17 protein-coding genes are annotated in these 22130 nt (G+C 72.8%); 4 read left to right on the forward strand and 13 right to left on the reverse strand.

Features of this window, described 5'->3' with window-relative positions:
- Positions 1 to 82: 82 nt before the first annotated feature.
- The 13 genes from ACZ5FU_RS24200 to rsmH form a co-directional block, all read right to left on the reverse strand.
- Entirely contained in the window at positions 83 to 817 is a 735-nt protein-coding gene (locus ACZ5FU_RS24200) for a YggS family pyridoxal phosphate-dependent enzyme (protein WP_451530074.1), read from the reverse strand.
- Between the two features lie 5 nt (positions 818 to 822).
- A complete protein-coding gene (pgeF, locus tag ACZ5FU_RS24205) occupies positions 823 to 1551 on the reverse strand; it encodes a peptidoglycan editing factor PgeF (protein ID WP_451530075.1) in 729 nt (242 codons plus the stop codon).
- Positions 1548 to 2765, reverse strand: coding sequence for a cell division protein FtsZ (ftsZ, locus tag ACZ5FU_RS24210; protein ID WP_451530076.1), 1218 nt, complete (start codon positions 2763 to 2765; stop codon positions 1548 to 1550). The genes pgeF and ftsZ overlap by 4 nt, the downstream gene beginning before the upstream one ends.
- Positions 2766 to 3052: 287 nt before the next feature.
- Entirely contained in the window at positions 3053 to 3847 is a 795-nt protein-coding gene (locus ACZ5FU_RS24215; RefSeq protein WP_451777239.1) for a cell division protein FtsQ/DivIB, read from the reverse strand.
- Positions 3848 to 3964: 117 nt separating this feature from the next.
- Positions 3965 to 5062 carry an undecaprenyldiphospho-muramoylpentapeptide beta-N-acetylglucosaminyltransferase gene (gene murG, locus ACZ5FU_RS24220; RefSeq protein ID WP_451530078.1) on the reverse strand — a complete coding sequence of 366 codons (1098 nt, stop codon included), beginning with the start codon at positions 5060 to 5062 and terminating at the stop codon, positions 3965 to 3967.
- 6 nt (positions 5063 to 5068) lie between these two features.
- On the reverse strand, positions 5069 to 6421 hold the full coding sequence (ftsW, locus tag ACZ5FU_RS24225; protein WP_451530079.1) for a putative lipid II flippase FtsW: 1353 nt from the start codon (positions 6419 to 6421) through the stop codon (positions 5069 to 5071).
- Positions 6422 to 6494: 73 nt separating this feature from the next.
- Positions 6495 to 7913 carry a UDP-N-acetylmuramoyl-L-alanine--D-glutamate ligase gene (gene murD, locus ACZ5FU_RS24230; protein ID WP_451530080.1) on the reverse strand — a complete coding sequence of 473 codons (1419 nt, stop codon included), beginning with the start codon at positions 7911 to 7913 and terminating at the stop codon, positions 6495 to 6497.
- The gene (gene mraY / locus ACZ5FU_RS24235) at positions 7895 to 8968 is read right to left on the reverse strand and encodes a phospho-N-acetylmuramoyl-pentapeptide-transferase (protein WP_451530081.1); all 1074 of its coding nucleotides are present in this window, start codon (positions 8966 to 8968) and stop codon (positions 7895 to 7897) included. The genes murD and mraY overlap by 19 nt, the downstream gene beginning before the upstream one ends.
- Positions 8965 to 10395: a UDP-N-acetylmuramoyl-tripeptide--D-alanyl-D-alanine ligase gene (locus ACZ5FU_RS24240; protein WP_451530082.1), complete on the reverse strand. Its 1431-nt coding sequence runs from the start codon at positions 10393 to 10395 to the stop codon at positions 8965 to 8967. Before ACZ5FU_RS24240 ends, mraY begins: the two co-directional genes overlap by 4 nt.
- A 4-nt stretch (positions 10396 to 10399) precedes the next feature.
- Entirely contained in the window at positions 10400 to 11920 is a 1521-nt protein-coding gene (locus tag ACZ5FU_RS24245; protein WP_468837249.1) for a UDP-N-acetylmuramoyl-L-alanyl-D-glutamate--2,6-diaminopimelate ligase, read from the reverse strand.
- Positions 11921 to 12128: 208 nt separating this feature from the next.
- Complete coding sequence (locus tag ACZ5FU_RS24250) at positions 12129 to 14096, reverse strand: peptidoglycan D,D-transpeptidase FtsI family protein (protein ID WP_468837246.1); 1968 nt, start codon at positions 14094 to 14096, stop codon at positions 12129 to 12131.
- A gap of 5 nt (positions 14097 to 14101) precedes the next feature.
- The gene (gene ftsL / locus ACZ5FU_RS24255) at positions 14102 to 14656 is read right to left on the reverse strand and encodes a cell division protein FtsL (RefSeq protein WP_468837241.1); all 555 of its coding nucleotides are present in this window, start codon (positions 14654 to 14656) and stop codon (positions 14102 to 14104) included.
- A gap of 73 nt (positions 14657 to 14729) precedes the next feature.
- A complete protein-coding gene (rsmH, locus tag ACZ5FU_RS24260) occupies positions 14730 to 15686 on the reverse strand; it encodes a 16S rRNA (cytosine(1402)-N(4))-methyltransferase RsmH (RefSeq protein WP_451530086.1) in 957 nt (318 codons plus the stop codon).
- Between the two features lie 424 nt (positions 15687 to 16110).
- Here rsmH and ACZ5FU_RS24265 point away from each other — a divergent pair, with 424 nt between their 5' ends.
- From ACZ5FU_RS24265 to ACZ5FU_RS24280, 4 genes are all read left to right on the forward strand, one after another.
- A complete protein-coding gene (locus ACZ5FU_RS24265) occupies positions 16111 to 16668 on the forward strand; it encodes a beta-class carbonic anhydrase (protein ID WP_451530087.1) in 558 nt (185 codons plus the stop codon).
- A gap of 174 nt (positions 16669 to 16842) precedes the next feature.
- Positions 16843 to 17883 carry an AAA family ATPase gene (locus tag ACZ5FU_RS24270; RefSeq protein ID WP_451530088.1) on the forward strand — a complete coding sequence of 347 codons (1041 nt, stop codon included), beginning with the start codon at positions 16843 to 16845 and terminating at the stop codon, positions 17881 to 17883.
- A complete protein-coding gene (locus tag ACZ5FU_RS24275; protein WP_451530089.1) occupies positions 17880 to 19253 on the forward strand; it encodes a DUF58 domain-containing protein in 1374 nt (457 codons plus the stop codon). Before ACZ5FU_RS24270 ends, ACZ5FU_RS24275 begins: the two co-directional genes overlap by 4 nt.
- Positions 19250 to 21808, forward strand: coding sequence for a transglutaminase TgpA family protein (locus ACZ5FU_RS24280; protein ID WP_469046572.1), 2559 nt, complete (start codon positions 19250 to 19252; stop codon positions 21806 to 21808). Before ACZ5FU_RS24275 ends, ACZ5FU_RS24280 begins: the two co-directional genes overlap by 4 nt.
- Positions 21809 to 22130: the final 322 nt, after the last annotated feature.

Here is a 22130-nt window from a genome sequence, read left to right on the forward strand (position 1 = left end):
GTCCCGCGATCCACGTGGCCCTTGTGCCGCCTTTCGGCGGTAATGACCATATTTTCTGCTGTGGTCCGACTTCCTGGCGACGTTACCCGAGCCTGGGACGGACTCCGAGTACCGCAGTGCCGACGCGCACATGTGTCGCTCCGGCCGCCACGGCGTGTTCGAGGTCCGCGCTCATCCCTGCCGAGACCATGTTCGCAGCAGGATGGGTCCGGCGCAGGTCGGTCGACAAATCCATCAACCGGTCGAACGCCGCTCGTTGACGTCCGGCGTACTCCCCGGTCAGAGGTGCGACCGTCATCAGCCCGTCGAGCCGGAGCCCCGGAGCGTCCGCCACGAGGTCGGCCAACTCCGCGATCCCGTCGGGCGCGACACCGCCGCGCTCCCCCCGCGCGGCCCCTCCCGCCGAGGACTCCCCCGCGTCGAGCGCCACCTGGACGAGGCAACCGACCTCGCGTCCGACGCGCTCGGCCTCCCTCGACAGGGCGGTGACCAGCCGGGACCGGTCCACGGACTGCACGACGTCCGCGTAACCGACCACGGAGCGGACCTTGTTGGTCTGCAACTGCCCCACGAAGTGCCAGGAAAGGGGCAGATCCGAGCAGGCGGCGGCCTTGGGCGCGGCGTCCTGGTCGCGGTTCTCGGCCACGTGCCGCACGCCGAGTTCCGACAGCGTCCGCACGTCGGCGGCCGGGTAGGTCTTGGTGACCACGATCAGGGTCACCTCGTCCCGCGCGCGCCCGGCCGCCGCGCACGCGGCCGTGATGCGCTGTTCCACCTCCGCCAGGTTCCCGGCGAGTTCTTCCTTGCGGTCCGTCATGCCCCTCAGTCCAGCCAGACATATCCCGCGAGTCGCCCCGTGGTGCGATCGCGGCGGTACGAGAAGTGGTCCTGCGACTCGCGCGTGCACGCCGGCGACCGCTCCCGGTCGTGCACCCCGAGCCGGCCGAGCTGCGCGTGCACCCCGGCGGTCACGTCGACCGCGGGAGTTCCCCAGGCGGTCTCGGCGTGCGCGGCCGGTTCGACGGCGGCCACCTCGGCCCGCATCGTCTCCGGCACCTCGTAGCACCGGCCGCAGACGGCGGGCCCGGTGCGGGCGACGATCCGGGACGGCTCGGCACCGAGTCCGACCATGGCCCGTACGGCGGCGGGGACGATCCCCGCGACCATCCCGGGCCGGCCGGCGTGGGCCGCGGCCACGACACCGGCGACCGGGTCGGCGAGCAGGACGGGCGTGCAGTCGGCGGTGAGGACGGCCAGCGCGAGCCCCCGCTGCCGGGTGACGAGCGCGTCGACCTCGGGCACCGGGCCCCCGCCCCAGGGGACGTCGACCACGGCGACGTCCGCGCCGTGCACCTGGTTCATCCACACGACCCGGTCCGCCTCGAGACCCAGCGACTCGGCCGCCGACTTCCGGTTGGCCCGTACGGCCTCGGGGTCGTCGCCGACCGCGCCGCCGAGGTTGAGCTCCTCGTACGGAGCGGCGCTCACCCCGCCCCACCGGTCGGTGAAGGCGAAGTGCGCGCCGCTCGCGTGTCCGCGCTGTCCTATCACTTCAGGAAGTCCGGCACGTCCAGTTCCTCGGCCGCGCTGTCCGAGTAGCTGCGCGACGGCGGCACCGGCGGGGCGACCGGGAGGTCGGCCACCGGCTCGGGCGCCGGCTCCGGCTCCTCCTTCGGGGTCACGCTGCCGAGCGAGCCGAAGGTCGGGCGGCTCTCGGGCTGCCGTACCGGAGCGGGCTCCTCGCGGCGGGGCGGCGCCGAGGACGAGGACGGCGACGACGAGGACGAGCCGAGGACGTTGTCCCGGCGGGCCGGGGGCTGGCCCCCGTCGAAGCCGGCCGCGATCACGGTGACCCGGACCTCGTCGCCGAGCGCGTCGTCGATGACGGCGCCGAAGATGATGTTGGCCTCGGGGTGGGCGGCCTCGCTGACCAGCTGGGCGGCCTCGTTGATCTCGAACAGGCCGAGGTCGGAGCCGCCGGAGATGGACAGCAGCACGCCCCGGGCGCCGTCGATGGACGCCTCGAGCAGCGGCGAGGAGATCGCCATCTCGGCGGCGGCCACCGCGCGGTCGTCGCCGCGGGCCGAGCCGATGCCCATGAGGGCCGAACCCGCCTCGGACATGACCGACTTGACGTCGGCGAAGTCGAGGTTGATCAGACCCGGCGTGGTGATGAGGTCGGTGATGCCCTGGACACCGGAGAGCAGGACCTGGTCCGCCGACTTGAACGCGTCGAGGACGGAGACCTGGCGGTCCGAGATGGACAGCAGCCGGTCGTTGGGGATGACGATGAGGGTGTCGACCTCTTCGCGGAGTTCGGCGATGCCGTCCTCGGCCTGGTTCGCGCGGCGCCGTCCCTCGAAGGTGAACGGGCGCGTGACCACGCCGATGGTGAGGGCGCCGAGGGAGCGCGCGATGTTGGCCACGACGGGTGCGCCGCCGGTGCCGGTGCCGCCGCCTTCACCGGCCGTCACGAAGACCATGTCGGCCCCCTTGAGGACCTCCTCGATCTCCTCACGGTGGTCCTCGGCGGCCTTGCGGCCGACGGCCGGGTTGGCTCCGGCGCCGAGTCCGCGGGTGAGTTCGCGGCCGACGTCGAGTTTCACGTCGGCGTCGCTCATCAACAGCGCCTGGGCGTCCGTGTTGATGGCGATGAACTCGACACCCTTGAGACCGACCTCGATCATCCGGTTGATGGCATTGACACCACCGCCGCCGACACCGATGACTTTGATGACTGCGAGGTAGTTCTGCGGTGCTGCCACGTCGAAGGCCTCTCGCCTCGAGTTACGTGTCGCTGGTTCGCGAGACGCTCTGCGTTCCACGGTCCGGCGACTGATGCCGAATGGGACGGTCCGTTTCGCCGACCCGAACCCTAACGCTGAAGTTTAGGGTTACCAGTGTGCCTGTTCCTTGAAGTCTTCTGAACAGGACACTAAGTCGACAAGTGGCGCCCGTTCAACGAACACGCCGAACCTCCCGTTTTTCTTTTCACCCTATGTGATCAGCCATGTCGCTGCCCAACCAGGGGTCTGGCCTGCGCCGATGTGCGTCAACTACCCTCTGAGGCAGGGGCCGTGGGGACACTCACGTCGAAGTGCCGTGCGTCCGGGGACGCTTTCATCAGGGCGAGGATGGTACGGCCCTTCGCCGTACCGCTCTCGGCGCTGCCCCACGCGACGGTCCGGTCGCCGCTCAGTTCCAGCGAGATGTCGTCGTAGGAACGGACCTTGACGACGCGGGTGGCCCGGGCGACCGCGGGCGGCAGGGCGCCGGCGGTCCGCACCGCCTCGCGGACGAGGCGGTCCTCACCGAAGCGGCGCAGACTCGCGGCGGCCGAACTCGACCGGGAGGGTTCCACTTCCAGCAGCGGAACCCCCTTCGGCGCCCGGGAAACGGTGGCGAAACGGACACCGCCGTCGTCCACTTCGATGAATTCCCGGCCTTTTCGGACAAGCAGGACAGGCGTGCGCTCGGTCACCTTCAGCTCGATCCCGTCGGGCCAGGAACGTGTCACGGCAACCGAGTCGATCCGGCGCAGCCTCTGCCCCAACCGCGCCTCGATCGCGCCGGTGTCGACGGAGACCAGCGGCGATCCGACGGGGACGGCGGCGGCCTCGCGGACCTCGGCCGGCGTCAGGACCTCCGTCCCGGAGACGGAGACCCGCTCCACGCGCAGCCACTGGGAGCCGTACAGCAGCCAGCCGACGCCGGTGCCGAGGAGGACGACCGCGAGCGCGATGATGATGATCGTACGAAGTCGGCGCGGGCCGAGCCGCCGGACGAGGGGCGGGCCGGACGACTCCTGTCGGCGTGCACCGCGCTCCGCGGTGGTGGATCCGGCCACGCGCACTCCCTTTCCTGGCCCGGTTCGTCTCCGGGGCACCGCGCCGGTGCCGGACGCCGGGAGTCCCCGACCTCCCGGCACCGGCGCGCCCCTTCGGCTCACCCGCCGATGCGTTCCCTAGTGGTGTGCGCGGCCGGCGGCGATCGCCTCGTACACCATGCCGACGAGCAGGTCGTCGGCGTCCCGGCGGCCGAACTCACCGGCGGCGCGGGACATCTCGTACAGCCGGTGCGGGTCGGCCAGCACCGGCAGGACGTTCTCCCGGATCCATTCCGGGGTCAGTTCCGCGTCGTCGACCAGGAGGCCGCCGCCGGCCTTGACCACCGGCTGGGCGTTCAGCCGCTGTTCGCCGTTGCCGATGGGCAGCGGGACGTAGGCGGCGGGGAGCCCGACGGCGGAGAGTTCGGCGACGGTCATGGCGCCCGCGCGGCAGAGCATCATGTCGGCCGCGGCGTACGCGAGATCCATCCGGTCCACATACGCTACCGGGATGTACGGGGGCATTCCCGGCATCTGCTGGACCTGCGGCAGTTCGTTCTTCGGACCGACCGCGTGCAGGATCTGGATACCGGCCTGCTGGAGCCACGGGGCGACCTGCTGGACCACCTCGTTGAGGCGGCGGGCACCCTGCGAACCGCCGGAGACGAGCAGCGTCGGCAGGTTCGGGTCGAGCCCGAAGGCGTGCCGCGCCTCGGGGCGCACGGCGGCCCGGTCCAGGGTGGCGATGGAACGGCGCAGCGGGATGCCGATGTAGCGGGCGTCGCGGAGCTTGCTGTCGGGCGTGGAGACGGCGACGCGGGCGGCGTACCGCGAGCCGATCTTGTTGGCCAGGCCCGGCCGGGCGTTGGCCTCGTGGATGACGATCGGCACGCCCCGGCGCTTGGCGGCCAGGTAGGCGGGCAGGGCCACGTATCCGCCGAAGCCCACGACCGCGTCGGCCTTGGTGCGCTCCAGGATCTGCTCGGCCGCCTTGATCGTGCCGCGCAGCCGGCCCGGGACGGTGATCAGCTCCGGGGTCGGCTTGCGCGGCAGCGGCACCGCGGGGATCAGCGCCAGCTCGTAACCCCGCTGGGGTACGAGCGTGGTCTCCAGACCGCGCTCCGTGCCCAGGGCCGTGATCCCCACCGAGGGGTCCTGCCTGCGCAGGGCGTCCGCGAGGGCGAGCGCGGGCTCGATGTGGCCGGCGGTCCCCCCACCAGCGAGTACGACATGCACCGAAATTCACCGCTCTCCGGACGTACGCGCCGCCGAGGCACGCCGTCGCATCGTGTTCCATCTCCGGGGCCCCGTGGGACCCCCGGCTCCCCGCTTTCTACCAAAGCGGGGGGGCCGCATCGCAAGCGCCGCCCGCGCAGCGGGCTCGTCGCGTGCGAAGGCGATCAGCAGCCCGATGGCGAACATGGTCGGCAGCAGGGCGGATCCTCCGTAGGAGAACAGCGGGAGGGGGACACCGGCGATCGGCAGCAGGCCGAGCACCGCACCGATGTTGATCACGGCCTGGGCCGTGATCCAGGTGGTCACGCCTCCCGCGGCATACCTGACGAAGGGGTCCTCCGTGCGTCCGGCCACGCGGATACCCGCATAGCCTAGAGCCGCGAACAGGGCGAGCACCGACAGCGTCCCCGCCAGACCCAGTTCCTCGCCGGTGACGGCGAAGATGAAGTCGGTGTGCGCCTCGGGGAGTTGTCCCCATTTCTCCACACTCGCACCGAGCCCGGAACCGAAGATGCCGCCCGAGGCGAGCGCGTAGATCCCGTGCACGGCCTGCCAGCAGTCGGCCGCCCCGGTCTTCGGTTCGGTGGCGCCGATGCAGGCCAGCCGGGCCATGCGGTTCGGACTGGTCTTGATGAGGATCACGCCGATCAGGGCGGCGACCGAGAGCACCCCCGCGAAGAGGCGGGTGGGAGCGCCCGCCAGCCACAACAGGCCGAACAGGATGGCCGTGAGGATGATCGCCGTCCCCATGTCGCCGCCGAGCATGATCAGTCCGAGCAGCATGAACGCGGCCGGCACGAGCGGCACCAGCAGGTGCTTCCACTGGCTCAGCAGCGTCCTGTCCTGCTTGCGGGCGAGCAGGTCGGCGCCCCACAGCACCAGCGCGAGCTTGCCGAACTCGCTGGGCTGGATCTGGAACGAGCCGCCGAGCGAGATCCAGTTCTGGTTGCCGTTGACCGCCATCCCTATCCCCGGCACCTGCACCAGGATCATCAGGAAGACGGCGCCCGCCAGGATCGGATAGGCCAGGGCCCGGTGCAGTTTCACCGGCATGCGGGAGGCGGCCAGCATCAGCAGTCCGCCGATGGCGGCGGCGAGGAACTGCTTGCGGAAGAAGAACGAGCCCGGCAACGACATCTGCAACGCGGTGATCTGCGAGGCCGAGTAGACCATCACCAGGCCCAGCACGGTGATCAGCAGGCTGCCGCCGAGGATCAGGTAGTAGGCGGTCAGCGGCCGGTCCCAGGCCTTGCGGGCACGCGTGTGGAGCCGCAGCACCGGATTGTCGCGCGGCGGCCCGGCGGCGGGTCCGCGGACGGCCCGCCGGACGGGCGGCCGCCCGGTACGGCTACCGGGCACCGCGGCCCCCGGTGAACTTCGGCCTCGACGGTCGCACGCGTCCCTCCCAAGGTCCGCCCGGCAGGCGGCCGGGTCAGGCGCCGAGTTCGCGAACGGCCTCCGCGAACGCGTCACCGCGCTGGTTGTAGTTGACGAACATGTCCATGGAGGCACAGGCGGGGGCGAGCAGTACCGTGTCGCCCTCGGCGGCGAGTCCGCGGGCCTCCTGGACAGCCGCGAGCATCGCCCCAGTGTCGGTCCGGTCGAGCTCGACGACCGGTACCTGCGGGGCGTGTCGCGTGAGGGCTTCACGGATCAGGGCGCGGTCGGCGCCGATGAGCACGACGGCGCGCAGCCGCTTCGCCGACCTCACGACCAGTTCGTCGAAGGTCGCCCCCTTGGCGAGACCGCCCGCGATCCACACGATCGACTCGTACGCCGCCAACGAGGCTTCCGCGGCATGGGTGTTGGTGGCCTTGGAGTCGTCGACGTACGCGACGCCGTCCAGGTCCGCCACGTGGGCGATCCGGTGGGCGTCGGGCGTGAAGGCCCGCAGCCCGTCCCGGACGGCCGTGGCGGGCACCCCGAAGGCGCGCGCGAGGGCCGCCGCGGCAAGGGCGTTGGCGATGTTGTGCGGGGCCGGCGGGCGGACGTCGGAGACCTCGGCCAGCTCCTGGGCGTTCTCGCGCCGGTTCTCGACGAAGGCGCGGTCGACCAGGATGCCGTCCACGACGCCGAGTTGGGACGGGCCGGGGGTGCCCAGCGTGAAGCCGACGGCCCGGCAGCCCTCCTCGACGTCCGCCTCGCGCACCAGGTCCTCGGTGGCCTTGTCGGCCGCGTTGTAGACGCAGGCGACCCGATTGCCCTCGTACACACGGCCCTTGTCCTTGGCGTACGCCTCCATGGAGCCGTGCCAGTCGAGGTGGTCCGGGGCCAGGTTGAGCACGGTCGCCGAGTGGGCGCGCAGGGAGGGCGCCCAGTGCAGCTGGTAGCTGGAGAGCTCCACGGCGAGGACGTCGTGGCGCTCCTCGCCGAGGACCGCGTCCAGCAGCGAGACGCCGATGTTGCCGACGGCCGCCGTGCGCAGACCGGCCGCCGTCAGGATCGACGCCAGCATCTGGGTGGTGGTGGTCTTGCCGTTGGTGCCGGTGACGCAGAGCCAGGGGGCCGCGTCGGGTCCCCTGAGCCGCCAGGCGAGTTCGACGTCGCCCCACACCGGCACCCCGGCCGCGGCGGCCGCCGTGAACAGCGGCTTGTCCGGCTTCCAGCCGGGCGCGGTGACGATCAGCTCGGTGCCCTCGGGCAGGGTCGCCCCGTCGCCGAGGCGCACGGTGACGCCCAGCTCCAGCAGCTCCGCGGCCTGCTCGCGCGCGCGTGCGTCGTCGCCGTCGTTGACGACGGTGACGTGCGCGCCGAGGCCGTGCAGCACCTTGGCCGCCGGGATGCCGGAGACGCCGAGTCCGGCGACGGTGACGTTCTTCCCCTGCCAGTCGGTCACTTGTCCGCTGCCCATCCCGCGTAGAAGATGCCCAGTCCGACGATCACGCAGATGCCCTGGATGATCCAGAAACGGACCACCACCAGGACCTCGGACCAGCCCTTGAGTTCGAAGTGGTGCTGGAGCGGCGCCATCCGGAAGACGCGCTTGCCGGTGAGCTTGAAGGAGCCCACCTGGATGACCACCGACATGGTGATCAGCACGAACAGGCCGCCCAGGAGGGCGATCAGCAGTTCGGTGCGGGAGCAGATCGCGAGGCCGGCGAGCACGCCGCCGAGCGCCAGCGAACCGGTGTCGCCCATGAAGATCTTGGCCGGCGAGGTGTTCCACCACAGGAAGCCGAGGCAGGCGCCCATCAGCGCGGAGGCGATGACCGCGAGGTCCAGCGGATCGCGCACCTCGTAGCAGGCACTGGGGTTGGTCAGGGTCTCGCCGTTGGCGCAGGACTCCTGGAACTGCCAGACGCCGATGAAGGTGTAGGCGCCGAAGACCAGGACGGAGGCGCCGGTGGCGAGGCCGTCCAGGCCGTCCGTCAGGTTCACGCCGTTGGACATGGCGAGGATCATGAACAGCGCCCAGACGACGAACAGCACCGGGCCGATCGTCCAGCCGAAGTCCGTGATGAACGACAGCTTCGTGGAGGCCGGGGTGTTGCCGCGCTGGTCGGAGAACTGGAGCGAGAGCACCGCGAAGGCGATGCCGACGATCAGCTGGCCGGCCATCTTGGCCTTGGCCCGCAGGCCCAGTGAACGCCGCTTGACGATCTTGATGTAGTCGTCGAGGAAGCCGACCAGACCCATGCCGCACATCAGGCCGAGCACCAGCAGACCGGAGTAGGTCGGCGGCTTGCCGGTGATGACCTTGGACAGGAAGTACGCCGCGACCGTCGCCAGGATGAAGGCGATACCGCCCATGGTCGGCGTACCGCGCTTGCTGGCGTGCTCGCGCGGGCCGTCGTCGCGGATGTACTGGCCGTACCCCTTGCGGGCGAGCAGCTTGATCAGCAGCGGGGTGCCGACCAGCGTCAGGAAGAGGCCGATGACGCCCGCGAACAGGATCTGATTCATCATCGGGCGGCGACCTCACCCTCGGCACCGGTCTCGAGCAGCGCCTGCGCGACACTCTCCAGTCCGACCGAACGGGACGCCTTCACGAGTACGACGTCCCCCGGGCGCAACTCGCTGCGCAACAGGTCGACAGCCGCCTGTGCGTCGGACACGTGCACCGACTCCTCACCCCACGAACCCTCGTTGTATGCGCCCAGTTGCAGCCAGGAGGCTTCCCTGCCCCCGACCGCGACGAGCTTGCCGACATTGAGCCGGACGGCGAGCCGTCCGACCGCGTCGTGCTCGGCGAGCGCCTCGTCCCCCAGCTCGGCCATCTTGCCGAGCACCGCCCACGTACGGCCCCCCTTCGCCTGTGAGGCTCTGCCCATTGCGGCGAGCGCGCGCAGGGCGGCTCGCATGGACTCGGGGTTCGCGTTGTAGGCGTCGTTGACGATCGTCACGCCGTCCGGGCGCTCGGTGACCTCCATCCGCCAGCGGGAGAGGGAGTCCGCCTCGGAGAGCGCGGTGGCGATCTCTTCCGCGGACATACCCAGCTCATGGGCGACGGCGGCCGCGGCGAGCGCGTTCGACACGTGGTGCTCACCGTACAGGCGCATGGTCACATCACTTGCACCGGAGGGTGTGTGAAGCCTGAAGGCGGGCTGTCCGGTGTCCGTGAGTCTCACGTTCTCGGCCCGTACGTCCGCTTCGTCGGACTCTCCGAAAAGGACCACCTTCGCCTTCGTACGGGAGGTCATGGCGCGGACCAGGGGGTCGTCGGCGTTGAGGACCGCCACGCCGCCCTCGCTCGCGGCCGGGAGGCTCTCGACGAGTTCGCCCTTCGCCAGGGCGATCTGCTCGCGGCCGCCGAACTCACCGATGTGGGCGGTGCCGACGTTGAGCACGAGGCCGATCCTCGGCGGTGTCAGACCGGCCAGGTAGCGGATGTGGCCGATGCCGCGGGCGCCCATCTCCAGGACGAGGAACCTGGTCTCCTCGGTCGCGGACAGGGCGGTCAGCGGCAGCCCGATCTCGTTGTTGAGCGAGCCGGGCGTGAACACCGTCGGCGCCTTGCGGCGCAGGACCTGGGCGATGAGGTCCTTGGTGCTGGTCTTGCCGGCCGAGCCGGTGAGGGCGACGAGGGTGGTGCCGAGCCGGTGCACCACGTGCCGGGCGAGGGCGCCGAGCGCCGCCTGGACGTCGTCCACGACGATCGCGGGCACGCCGACGGGCCGCGAGGCCAGTACGGCCGCCGCGCCCGCCTCGACGACCGCCCGCGCGTAGTCGTGGCCGTCCGCCCGTTCGCCGACGAAGGCGACGAAGAGGCTGCCGGGCTCCACCTCGCGGGAGTCCCGGACGACGGGTCCGGTGACCTGCGCGGACGGATCCGGTATGTCGTACGTCTGCCCGCCGACGACTGCTGCGATCTCGGCGAGGGAGAGGGCGATCACAAGTTCATCCCTGGGTCTTCTGGATAGCTTCGCGAAGCACCTGGCGGTCGTCGAAGGGACGGACCACACCGGCGATGTCCTGGCCCTGCTCGTGGCCCTTGCCCGCGACCAGCACGGTGTCCCCGGGCCGCGCCCGGCCGACGGCGGCGGCGATCGCGGCGGCCCGGTCCTCGAACAGCTGCACCTCGCCGCGCTCGTGGGCCGGCACGGAGGCGGCGCCCTGGAGCATGGTCGCGAGGATCGCGAGGGGGTCCTCGGAGCGGGGGTTGTCCGAGGTCAGCAGGGCGGTGTCGGCGAGCCGGGCCACGGCGGCGCCCATCGGGGCCCGCTTGGTGGTGTCGCGGTCGCCGCCGCAGCCGAGCACCACGTGCAGCCGGCCCTCGGTGACCTTGCGCAGCGCCTTGAGCACCGACTCCACGGCGTCCGTCTTGTGCGCGTAGTCGACGACCGCGAGGTAGTCCTGTCCGGCGTCCACCCGCTCCAGCCGGCCCGGCACGCCCGGTACGGCGGCCACGCCGTCGGCGGCGGTCTGCGGGTCGAGCCCGGCGGCGGCGAGGGCGACGACGGCGCCGAGGCTGTTGGCCACGTTGAAGGGGCCGGGGATCGGCGACCTGGCGGCGATCCGCTCGCCCCGCGGGCCGAGGACGGTGAACGTCGAGTCCATCGGGCCGACCTGGACGTCCACGGCCCGCCAGTCGGCGTCGGGGTGTCCCTCGGCGGAGAACGTGACGACGGGGACGGTGGCCTCGCCGGCCAGCCGGCGGCCGTACGCGTCGTCGAGGTTGATCACCCCGAGCCTGCTGCGCAGCGGGGTGAACAGCTGCGCCTTGGCCTGGAAGTAGTCCTCCATGCCGGAGTGGAACTCCATGTGTTCCGGGCTGAGGTTGTTGAACACGGCGATGTCGAAGACGCAGCCGTCGACCCGGCCGAGGACCAGGGCGTGGCTGGAGACCTCCATCGCGACCGCCTCGACGCCGCGTTCGCGCATGACGGCGAACAGGGCCTGCAGGTCGGTGGCCTCCGGGGTGGTGCGCTCGGACTTGATGCGCTCGTCGCCGATGCGCATCTCCACCGTGCCGATGAGACCGGTCTCCCCGACCTTCTTCAGGCCGCCCTCGACGAGGTAGGCGGTGGTGGTCTTGCCGGAGGTGCCGGTGATGCCGATCTGGAGCAGCTCGCGGCCGGGGTGGCCGTAGACGGTGGCCGCCAGTTCGCCCATCCGTGCGCGCGGGTCGTCGACGACCAGGACCGGCAGGCCGGTGGCGGCGGCGCGCTCGGCGCCGGTCGGGTCGGTCAGCACGGCGACCGCGCCGAGGCCCGCGGCCTGGGTGGCGAAGTCGGCGCCGTGCATGCGGGCGCCGGGGAGGGCGGCGTACAGGTCGCCGGGGCGGACGGCGCGTGAGTCGTGGGTGATGCCCGTGACCTCGGCGGCGCTCTCCGGCTGCTCGGCACCCAGCTGTCCGGCCAGCTCCGCCAGGGGGGTGGCGGCGGTGTGAACCGGTCGCGGCGGTCCCGGGTACGTCACGGAAGCGCCCTTCTGGGTGGTTGGGGACTGATCAGCGTGTGGCACGGCGGTGAGCGTACCGGGCGGGGCCGGTCGGGGGCGAAGCGAGGCGGCGGGGGACGCCTGGTCCGCGGGGTCGGGAGTGATCATGGTCACGGGCTGGTTCCCTGGCTGGTTCGGCGCTGAACACGGGCGGCGGGCGGGTGGACGGGCGAGCGGGGTGGCGGGGTCAGGGGGCGAAGGAGACGGGGAGGTTCGCGGGCTTCCCCCCGGTCGGCGGGATCTGGAGCGTCTTCAGGGAGAACTCCATGACCTGCTTGAAGATCGGACCGCAGATCTGGCCGCCGAAGTAGCTGCCCTCGGTGGCGTTCTGGATCGCGCAGTAGACCGTCACCCGGGGGTTGTCGGCGGGTGCGAATCCGGCGAACGAGGAGGTGTAGCCGCGGTACTTGCCGGTGGCCGGATCCACGCGGTTCGCGGTACCCGTCTTGCCCGCGACGCGGTAGCCGGGGATGCGCGCCTTGGTGCCGGTCCCCTCCTCGTCGTCCACCACCGACTCCAGCATCTGCGCGAGGGACTTGGCGGTCTTCTGGCTCACCACCCGCGTCTTGCGGGGTGCCTCGGCGGGGGTGAAGCGGCCGTCGGGTCCCTTGGTGCCGCGCACCAGGCTCGGTTCGACGCGTACGCCGCCGTTGGCGATCGTCGAGTAGACGGAGGCCGCCTGGAGTGCGTTGACGGAAACGCCCTGGCCGAAGGGGATCGTGTACTGCTGCGAGGTCGACCAGTCGCCGGGGGCCGCGAGGATGCCCTTGGTCTCGCCGGGGAAGCCGAGCCCGGTGTAGCCGCCGATGCCGAACTTGCGCAGATAGGAGAAGAGGGTCCGGTTCGCCTGCGCCTGGGTCTTGCCGAGCTGGCCGGTGGCCAGGATCGTGCCGATGTTGCTGGACTTGGCGAGCACGCCGTTGAGCGTGAGGTACCAGGTGGGGTGGTCGATGTCGTCCTGGAACAGCCGGTCGCCGCGGTGCAGCCGGTTGGGCACGGTGACGTGCGTGAGCGGCGTGGCGGCGTTCTCCTCCAGCACGGCGGCCATCGACATGACCTTGGCGGTGGAGCCGGGCTCGAAGGCGTCCTGGAGGGCCGCGTTGCCGAGGGCCTCGGGGCTCGCGTCCGACAGGTCGTTGGGGTCGAAGCCGGGCGAGTTGGCCAGGGCGAGGATCTCGCCGGTGCGGGTGTCCTGGACGATGACGTAGCCGCGGTCGGCCCGGGAGGCCTTCACCTGCTCGGTGATGGCGTTCTGCGCGGCCCACTGGATGTCCCGGTCGATCGTCAGCTCGACGTCGGAGCCGGGCACGGCCGGTGTCTCGGTGGAGCCGGCGGTGGGCACCTGGCGGCCGCCGGACTGGGCGTAGCGGATCTTGCCGTCCTGGCCGGCCAGGGTGGTGTTCAGCTTCTGCTCGATGCCGCCGCCGCCCGTGCCCTCGGCGTTGACCCAACCCAGTATCCCGGCGGCCAGTTCGCCGTTGGGGTACACCCGTTTGCTGCTCGGGACGGAGAAGACGCCGGCCAGGACGTTGGCCGTGGCGGGGTCCGACTCGGCCTTGGTGGCGAGCGCGGACTTCAGGTCCTTGATCTGCTTCCAGACCTGCGGGGTCTGGCGGCCGGCCAGCTTGGCGTAGCGCACGTTCGCGTTGCCGGGGCGCAGTTTCCCGACGAGCGCGGACTGCTCCTGGCCGAGGATCGGCGCGAGGAGGGCGGCCGCCTGTTCGGGGCCGTCGTCGATCTTCAGCTGGTCGCGGGCGAACATCGTCGGGTCGGCCGTGATGTCGTAGGCGTCCTCGCTGGAGGCGAGGGCCACGCCGGAGCGGTCGGTGATCTCGCCGCGCTCGGCCGTCAGGATCTGGCCGACGTAGCGGTTCTGCTCGGCCTTGGCGGCGTAGGTGCCGGCGTCGACGGCCTGCACCTGGAGCAGGCGGACGATGAAGGCGATCATCACCAGGGCCAGCGCGAGGCCGACCAGGCGCAGCCGGGGGCGCGGGCTGCCGAGCCGGATGACGCGGGGGGGCGCGGGCCGCGCGGCCGGGCGGCGGGCGGGGCGGGCCCCGGGCCCCGGCCGGCGCCGGGCCGACGCGGGGCGGGCGGGCCGGACCGGGCGGGCGGGGCCGGGCACGCGCCGGCGCGGCGGTTCCCTGTCGGACACTTCCGTCACCTGCCGGGAGTCGTGGGAGTGGCTGCGGTCGCGGACCCGCCGGGGGCGGTCGCCGCCGGGCCGGGTCCGGCCGCGGCGGTCGGGGGGACGCCGGGGACGGCGGTGGGGACGGTGGCCGGCGGGAGGGCCGGCGGGGTCGCGACGGCCTCGGGGGGCCGTGCGGCGAGCGGGGACTGCGCCGGGGCCCGGGGGGCGGCCGAGGGGACGCCCTTCACGGTGCCGTCGGGGTCGAGGAAGGCCGGGTCGCCGCCGGGCACCATGCCCAGTTCGCGGGCGCGGCGCTGGAGGGCGTCCGGGGCGGAGTAGGAGTCGATGTCCCGCTGGAGCGCCTGTTCCTCGTCGGTGAGGTTCTTGGTGTCCTTCTGGAGGTCGTCCTTCTCGAACGCGCCCTCGCTGAGGGCGGAGTTCAGCACCAGCAGGCAGATCAGGCCGCCGCCGAGGAGCAGCACGACGAGCAGGACGAACGGCGTACGGGCCGCCTGTCGCGGCCGGGCCGGGAAGAGCCGCGCCAGCCGGGCGGCCCGCCCCCTCAGCCGGGGTTTCCTGCTCACTCGCCCTCCCCTGGGTCGTCGGTCACGAACCCGTCGGACCGGGGTGTTCCCCGGCCCGCCCGCCGCACGCCCGTCACTCGACGTCCTCCCTGATGCGCTCGGCCCCGCGCAGCCGCGCCGGGGCGGCCCGCCGGTTCTCGGCGACCTCTTCCTCCGTGGGGAGTTCGGCACCACGGGTGAGCAGCTTGAGGCGTGGCTGGTAGCGCTCGGGGACGACGGGCAGTCCGGCCGGCGCGGTGACGGCGGCGCCGGCCGCGAACACCTGCTTGACCAGCCGGTCCTCCAGCGAGTGGTACGACAGCACGGCGATGCGTCCGCCGACGTCGAGGGCCTTCACGCCGGCCGGGATCGCCCGTTCCAGGACCGACAGTTCGCCGTTGACCTCGATGCGCAGCGCCTGGAAGGTGCGCTTGGCCGGGTTGCCGCCGGTGCGCTTGGCCGCCTGCGGCAGGGCGTCGCGGATCAGCTCGACGAGGCGGGCGCTGCGGGTGAAGGGCTCCTTCTCCCGCTCGCGCACGACCGCGGAGACGATCCGCTTGGCCTGCTTCTCCTCGCCGTAGGCCCGCAGGATGCGCACCAGTTCGCCCGGCGGATAGGTGTTGAGGACCTCGGCGGCGCTGATGCCGGTCGTCTGGTCCATGCGCATGTCGAGGGGGGCGTCCTGCGCGTAGGCGAATCCCCGGTCCGCCTCGTCGAGCTGCATGGAGGAGACGCCGAGGTCGAACAGGACGCCCTGCACGCGCGGGACGCCGAGCCGCTCCAGCACCTCGGGGAGTTCGTCGTACACGGCGTGCACGAGGGTGGCGCGGTCGCCGTACGGGGCGAGGCGCTCGCCGGACAGCCGCAGGGCCTCCTTGTCGCGGTCGAGGGCGACGAGGCGGGCCTCGGGGAACCGGGTGAGCAGGGCCTCGCTGTGCCCGCCGAGACCGAGCGTGCAGTCGACGACCACCGCCCGGGGCTGCTGGAGGGCGGGGGCCAACAGGTCCAGGCACCGCTGGAGCATCACCGGGACGTGTCGACTCTGGCTCAAGGGGCCCTCTCAGATCCGGCGGGCCCGTACGCACCGCCGGGTCCCCGCCCGCTCGAAGAAGGGGAGGTCCGCCGGCGCCGGAAGCGTCAGCCGACCGGGAGCGGGAGGAGGCCGAGCCGTACGTACGCGCCGCGCACGCGGGGAGATCCCCGGCGGCCGCGCCGGGGTCTCTCGGGGAATTCAAGTCCAGCGGGGAGATCGCCGCCTCCCGCTTCGCGTCACTTTAGTCCACCCTGTCTCGCGGTCAATCAACCGGCTTGCGCGTCGTGCCCCGGCAGGCGTGCGAAGCGGCGATTACGGGAAAATCACTCCTACGGACTTCGTCCCGCCACTCGTGTGGGTTACCTCACACGAGGCCGGGATGACATTCTTCACCCCCTCTCACAGCGAGACCGGAGCGCTTGTGACCAGTAACGTCATGGGTATGACGACTTCCGCATCGGTACCCGCCGGCTCCGAGGCCGCCACGCCCGCCGACGGTTCGGTCACCGACCGCCTGGTCGACGCGAACCAGCGCTACGCCGCCGCGTTCAGCGACCCGGGAATGGACGCGCGCCCCGTCCTGCACGTGGCCGTGGTGGCCTGCATGGACGCCCGGCTCGACCTGCACGACGCCCTCGGCCTGGAGCTCGGCGACTGCCACACCATCCGCAACGCGGGGGGCGTCGTCACCGACGACGTGATCCGCTCCCTCACGATCAGCCAGCGCGCCCTGGGCACCCGCAGCGTGGTGCTGATCCACCACACCGGCTGCGGCCTGGAGAGCCTCACCGAGGAGTTCCGCCACGACCTGGAGATGGAGGTGGGGCAGCGTCCGGCATGGGCGGTGGAGGCCTTCCGGGACGTCGACCAGGACGTGCGGCAGTCGATGCAGCGCGTGCGCACCTCGCCGTTCCTGCTGCACACCGACGACGTGCGGGGCTTCGTCTTCGACGTGCGGACGGGGCTGCTGCGGGAGATCGACCCGGCCGAACCGTCCTGAGACCTGACATATCGCTGTCAGTTGTCCACGGGCGAGTGACACGAAACGGTAACGGCGGCAAGAATGCGGGAGTGGCGTCGCGCTGAGCATTTCCCGCGTGGTGTCCGTGTTTCGGGGTGGGCCGGTCCGCGTCGCAGAGCGTCGGCCCGGAAAGAACGGGCCGAGGAGGGCCGGGTGACGACCTATGACGAGCGTGCGAGCCTCACGGATCTGACCGCCACTGTGGAGCGTGTCCGCAGTTCGGTGGAGGGAGTGATCGAGGGCAAGCCCGAGGTCGTACGGCTTTCTCTGACGGTGCTTCTCGCCGAGGGACATCTTCTGATCGAGGATGTCCCCGGCGTGGGCAAGACGATGCTGGCGAAGGCGCTGGCCCGGTCCATCGACTGTTCGGTGCGGCGTATCCAGTTCACGCCCGACCTGCTGCCGTCGGACGTCACCGGGGTGTCCATCTGGGACCAGCAGCGCCGGGACTTCGAGTTCAAGCCGGGCGCGATCTTCGCGCAGATCGTGATCGGCGACGAGATCAACCGCGCCTCGCCCAAGACCCAGTCCGCGCTGCTGGAGTCGATGGAGGAGCGCCAGGTCACCATGGACGGGCAGACCTACGAGCTGCCCAGCCCCTTCATGGTGGTGGCCACCCAGAACCCGGTGGAGATGGAGGGCACCTATCCGCTGCCCGAGGCCCAGCGCGACCGGTTCATGGCCCGGGTCTCCATCGGCTACCCCAGTCCGGAAGCCGAGCTGCAGATGCTCGACGTCCACGGCGGGGTGAACCCCCTGGACGACCTCCAGCCGGTGGCGCACGCGCACGAGATCCTGAAGCTGATCGAGGCGGTCCGCGGGGTCCACGTCGCCGAGACGATCCGGCGGTACGCGGTCGACCTGGTCTCCGCCACCCGCACCCATCCCGACCTCAGACTCGGCGCCTCCCCGCGCGCGACCCTGCACCTGCTGCGCGCGGCGAAGGCGTCCGCCGCCCTCGGCGGCCGCGACTACGCGCTGCCGGACGACGTGCAGAACCTCGCCGTGGCCGTCCTGGCCCACCGGCTGCTGCCCACCGCGCAGGCCCAGCTGAACCGCCGCACCTCGGAGCAGGTCGTCGAGGAGATCCTCCAGCGCACCCCGGTGCCCACCGGTTCCCAGCAGCAGCGCGGCTACGGCCTGGGCAACGGCCCCCAGGGGTACGGCCAGCAGCCGCCGCGGAGGCTCGGATGACCACCGGCGCGGCCGGGCCGGCGGAGACGGACCACGGGGAGAGGGGCGGCGCCCGCACCGCCCTGGCCGGTCTCACCACCCGCGGCCGCTCCTTCCTGGCGGCCGGGATCGCCGCCGCGGTCTGCGCCTACGTCCTCGGCCAGCCCGACCTGCTGCGCGTCGGACTGCTGCTGGCCGCGCTGCCGCTGGTCTGCGCGGCCGTGGTCTACCGCACCCGCTACCGGGTCGCCGGCAGCCGCCGGCTCTCCCCCGCGCGCGTGCCCGCCGGCAGCGAGGCCCGCGTCCATCTGCGGATGGACAACGTCTCCCGGCTGCCCACGGGCCTGCTGATGCTCCAGGACCGGGTGCCCTACGTCCTCGGCCCGCGCCCCCGCTTCGTCCTGGACCGGGTCGAGGCGGGCGGCCGGCGCGAGGTGTCCTACCGGGTCCGCTCCGACCTGCGCGGCCGCTACCCGCTGGGCCCCCTCCAGCTGCGGCTGAACGACCCGTTCGGCATGTGCGAGCTGACCCGTTCCTTCTCGACGTACGACACCCTGACGGTGGTGCCGCGCGTGGAGGCGCTGCCGCCGGTCCGGCTGGGCGGCGAGGCGAAGGGGTACGGCGACGGGCGGCAGCGCTCGCTGGCGCTGGCCGGCGAGGACGACGCGATCCCGCGCGGCTACCGCTACGGCGACGACCTGCGCCGTGTCCACTGGCGTTCCACCGCCCGCTACGGCGAGCTGATGGTGCGCCGCGAGGAGCAGCCCCAGCGCTCCCGCTGCACGGTGCTGCTGGACACCCGTGGGCTCGCCCACCGGGGCGCGGGCCCCGACTCGGCCTTCGAGTGGGCGGTCTCGGGCGCCGCGTCCGTCCTGGTGCACATGCTGGAGCGGGGCTTCTCCGTCCGGCTGCTGACGGACACCGGCAGTTCGGTGCCGGGCGAGGGCGCCGAGGGTCTGGCCGGGTCGGGCCAGGGATCGGCCGACGCGGCGGGGCTGATGATGGACGCCCTCGCGGTGATCGACCACTCCGACGGCACGGGCCTGTCCCCCGCCTACGACGTGCTGCGCGGGGGGAACGAGGGGCTGCTGGTGGCCTTCCTCGGCGACCTCGACGAGGAGGAGGCGGCGGTGGCCGCCAGGATGCGCCAGCGCAGCGCGGGCGCCGTCGCCTTCCTCCTGGACGGCGACAGCTGGGTGCGTGAACCGCAGGACGTGCCCCGTCCGGCGAGCAGGCACCGGGAGCGGCTGCAGATGCTGCGCGAGGCGGGCTGGACGGCCGTGGGCGTGCCGCGGGGCGCTCCGCTGGAGGAGCTGTGGCGGCAGGCGGACCGGGAGCGTTCGGGTGTCGTGACGGCCGGCGGGCCGAGCGGAAGGGGGGCGAGGTCATGAGCGGTCGGGCCCGGCTGACGCTGTGCTCCGCGGCGGCCACGCTGATGGCCGCCTCCGCCCTGCTGCCCCTGGTCGAGCGGATCTCGTGGATCCTGCTGGCCGCCGTCCTGCTGGCCGTCCAGTGCGGGGTCGGGGCGGCCACCCGGCGGGTGCCGCTGGCCCGGCCGCTGACCGTGCTGGCCCAGGCCCTGGTCACGCTGATGCTGCTCACCCTGGTCTTCGCCCGGGAGCAGGCGCTCGCCGGGCTGGTCCCCGGCCCGCAGGCCTTCCAGCACTTCGCCGACCTGCTCCGCGCGGGCACCGACGACGTGGGGCGGTACGCGATACCGGCGCCGCTCTCCGACGGCATCCGGCTGATGATGGTCGGCGGTGTGCTGCTGATCGGGCTCGCGGTGGACACCCTCGCGGTGACCTGTCGCAACGCGGCGCCGGCCGGCCTGCCCCTGCTTGCGCTGTACTCGGTCGCCGCGGGGCTCTCCGACGGCGGGACCGACTGGCTCTGGTTCCTGGTGGCCGGCGGCGGCTATCTGATGCTGCTGCTCGCCGAGGGCCGGGAGCGGCTCGCGCAGTGGGGCCGCGTCTTCGGGGGCGCCCCGCGCGCGCCGGGCGCCGCGGGCGGGCCGTCGGGCCCGGTGGCCCCGGTGCGCACCGGGCGGCGCATCGGCGCGGCCGCCCTGGGGGTGGCGCTCGCGGTGCCGTTGCTGCCCCTGCCCGCGATCGACGGCGGTCTGCTGGACGGCGCGGGCGGCGGGGTCGGCCCGGGGGCCGGCGGCGGGGGCACGATCTCCGCGGTCAACCCCCTGGTGTCGCTGCGCGACAGCCTGAACGTGAACGAGGACCGCACGGTCCTGAGCCTGCGCACCGACACCGGTGACCTCTCGGACCTGTACCTGCGGATCGTCTCCCTGGACGACTTCGACGGCACCACGTGGAAGCCGTCGAAGCGCGAGGTCGTCGCCGTGCCCGACGAGCTGCCCGCCCCGCCCGGTCTGAGCCCGCGGGTGCGGCGCTCGGAGATCACCACCCGGGTGTCCGCCGCCGACTGGTACGCCCAGGACTGGCTGCCGATGCCGTACCCGCCGAGCGGTGTGCGGGTCGACGGCAGGTGGCGGTACGAGCCGGTCGGCATGACCGTGGTCGGCGACCACCGCCAGACCACCCGCGGCAAGTCCTACCAGGTGAACAGCCTCCAGGTGCGGCCGACCGCCGAACAGCTGGCCGCCGCCCCGCAGGCCCGCGATTCGCTGCGCGAGGAGTACACCGAGGTGCCGGACACCCTTCCGGCGGTGGTGTCGCGGACGGCCCGTGAGATCACCGACGGCTCGCCGAACGACTACGAGCGCGCGGTGAAGCTCCAGGACTGGTTCGCGGTGACGGGCGGCTTCGAGTACGACACCGAGGTCGAGGTCGGCACCGGGAAGGACGCGCTCGCCCGCTTCCTGCGGGACAAGCAGGGCTTCTGCGTGCACTTCTCGTTCGCGATGGCGGCGATGGCCCGCACGCTGGGCATCCCGGCCCGGGTGGCGGTGGGCTTCGCGCCCGGTTCCCCGCAGTCCGACGGTTCCGTGGCGGTGAGCCTGAAGGACGCGCACGCCTGGCCGGAACTGTACTTCGAGGGTGTGGGCTGGACCCGTTTCGAGCCGACCCCGACCCGGGGGACGACGCCGTCGTACACGCTGCCGGAGAGCTCGGGCAGCGCCGTCCCGGACCTGCCGCAGGCCTCGCGGCCGGCGGGTGCGGCGCCGTCGGCCGAGCCGTCGGCGAGCACGAGCTGCACCGTGGAGGACAAGCGGCTCCAGGGCTGTGCCGAGGCGCTGCCGCTGGACCGGGCGGACCAGGACGGCGGCGGTCCGCCCTGGTACAGGATCGCCGGCTGGACGGTGCTGGGACTCGCGGCGCTGGTGCTGCCCCTGCTGCCGATGGTGTGGCGGCTGAGACGGCGGGCGGTGCGGCTGGCCTCGGCCCGGCACACCGGTTCCCCGGCGACGGGCCGGGCGGATGCCGGGACGTACGGGGACGGCGGCGGGCGGCCGGCGGGGGCGGCCGGTGCGGCGGTGCTGGTGGACCTGCCGCCGGATGAGGTCACCGAGGCGGCCGCGGCCCACGTCCTGGCGGTGTGGCGCGAGCTGACCGACACCGCCTGGGACTACGGGATCGCGCCCGACGACGCGCTGACGCCCCGCCGGGCGGCGGCCCGGATCGTCCGGCTCGGCGAGCTGGACCCGGTGGCGGCCGGGTCCGTGCACCGGGTGGCGGGCGCCGTGGAGCAGGTGTTGTTCGCCCCGCGACCGCGGGCGGAGGCCGGGCTGGCCGGGGAGGTGCGCGCGGTGCGCGCGGCCCTGCGGTCGCGGGCCGGCCGGCGGGCCCGGCTGCGCGCGGTCGTGGCACCGCGTTCGGCCGTCCGTGTGGTGTGGGACCTCAGTGACCGCTGGACGGCGGTCAGGGCGGTCTGGACGGGCCGCCTGTCGGCCCTGTCCCGTCGGGTCCGGCCGGGCGGCCGGGCGGCCGGGCTGCCGACGCCCGGCCGGGCGGCTGACGCCGGGCCGGGCGGCTGACGCCGGGCCGGGCGGCTGACGCCGGGCCGGTGACGACGCCTCGGCCCCCGCTCCGGGACCTCTCCCGGAGCGGGGGCCGATCGATGTTCCGTGCGCCGTGCGTTCCGTGCGCCGTGTGTTTTGCGCGCCGTGCGTTTTGCGCGCCGTGTCCCGTGGCGAGCCGGCGGGGTGCCGCGGCGGCGCGCGGGGACTCGGCGGGGAGCGGACGGGAGGGGCATGCGTGAGGGGGGTGACCGCCCGGCCGGGCGGTCACCCCCCACATAAAGTGACTGTTAGCCCGCGGCGTACCACCCGGCCGGCCCCGGCCCCTCCCGGGACCGCC

The sequence above is a fragment of the Streptomyces sp. NPDC031554 genome (genome assembly GCF_055580685.1).

Coding starts and splice junctions, on each gene's coding strand:
- ACZ5FU_RS24200 (WP_451530074.1), bottom strand. CDS start 817: ATGACGGACCGCAAGGAAGAACTCGCCGGGAACCTGGCGGAGGTGGAA.
- murD (WP_451530080.1), bottom strand. CDS start 7,913: ATGGGCAGCGGACAAGTGACCGACTGGCAGGGGAAGAACGTCACCGTC.
- mraY (WP_451530081.1), bottom strand. CDS start 8,968: ATGATGAATCAGATCCTGTTCGCGGGCGTCATCGGCCTCTTCCTGACG.
- ACZ5FU_RS24265 (WP_451530087.1), top strand. CDS start 16,111: ATGACGACTTCCGCATCGGTACCCGCCGGCTCCGAGGCCGCCACGCCC.
- ACZ5FU_RS24275 (WP_451530089.1), top strand. CDS start 17,880: ATGACCACCGGCGCGGCCGGGCCGGCGGAGACGGACCACGGGGAGAGG.
- ACZ5FU_RS24280 (WP_469046572.1), top strand. CDS start 19,250: ATGAGCGGTCGGGCCCGGCTGACGCTGTGCTCCGCGGCGGCCACGCTG.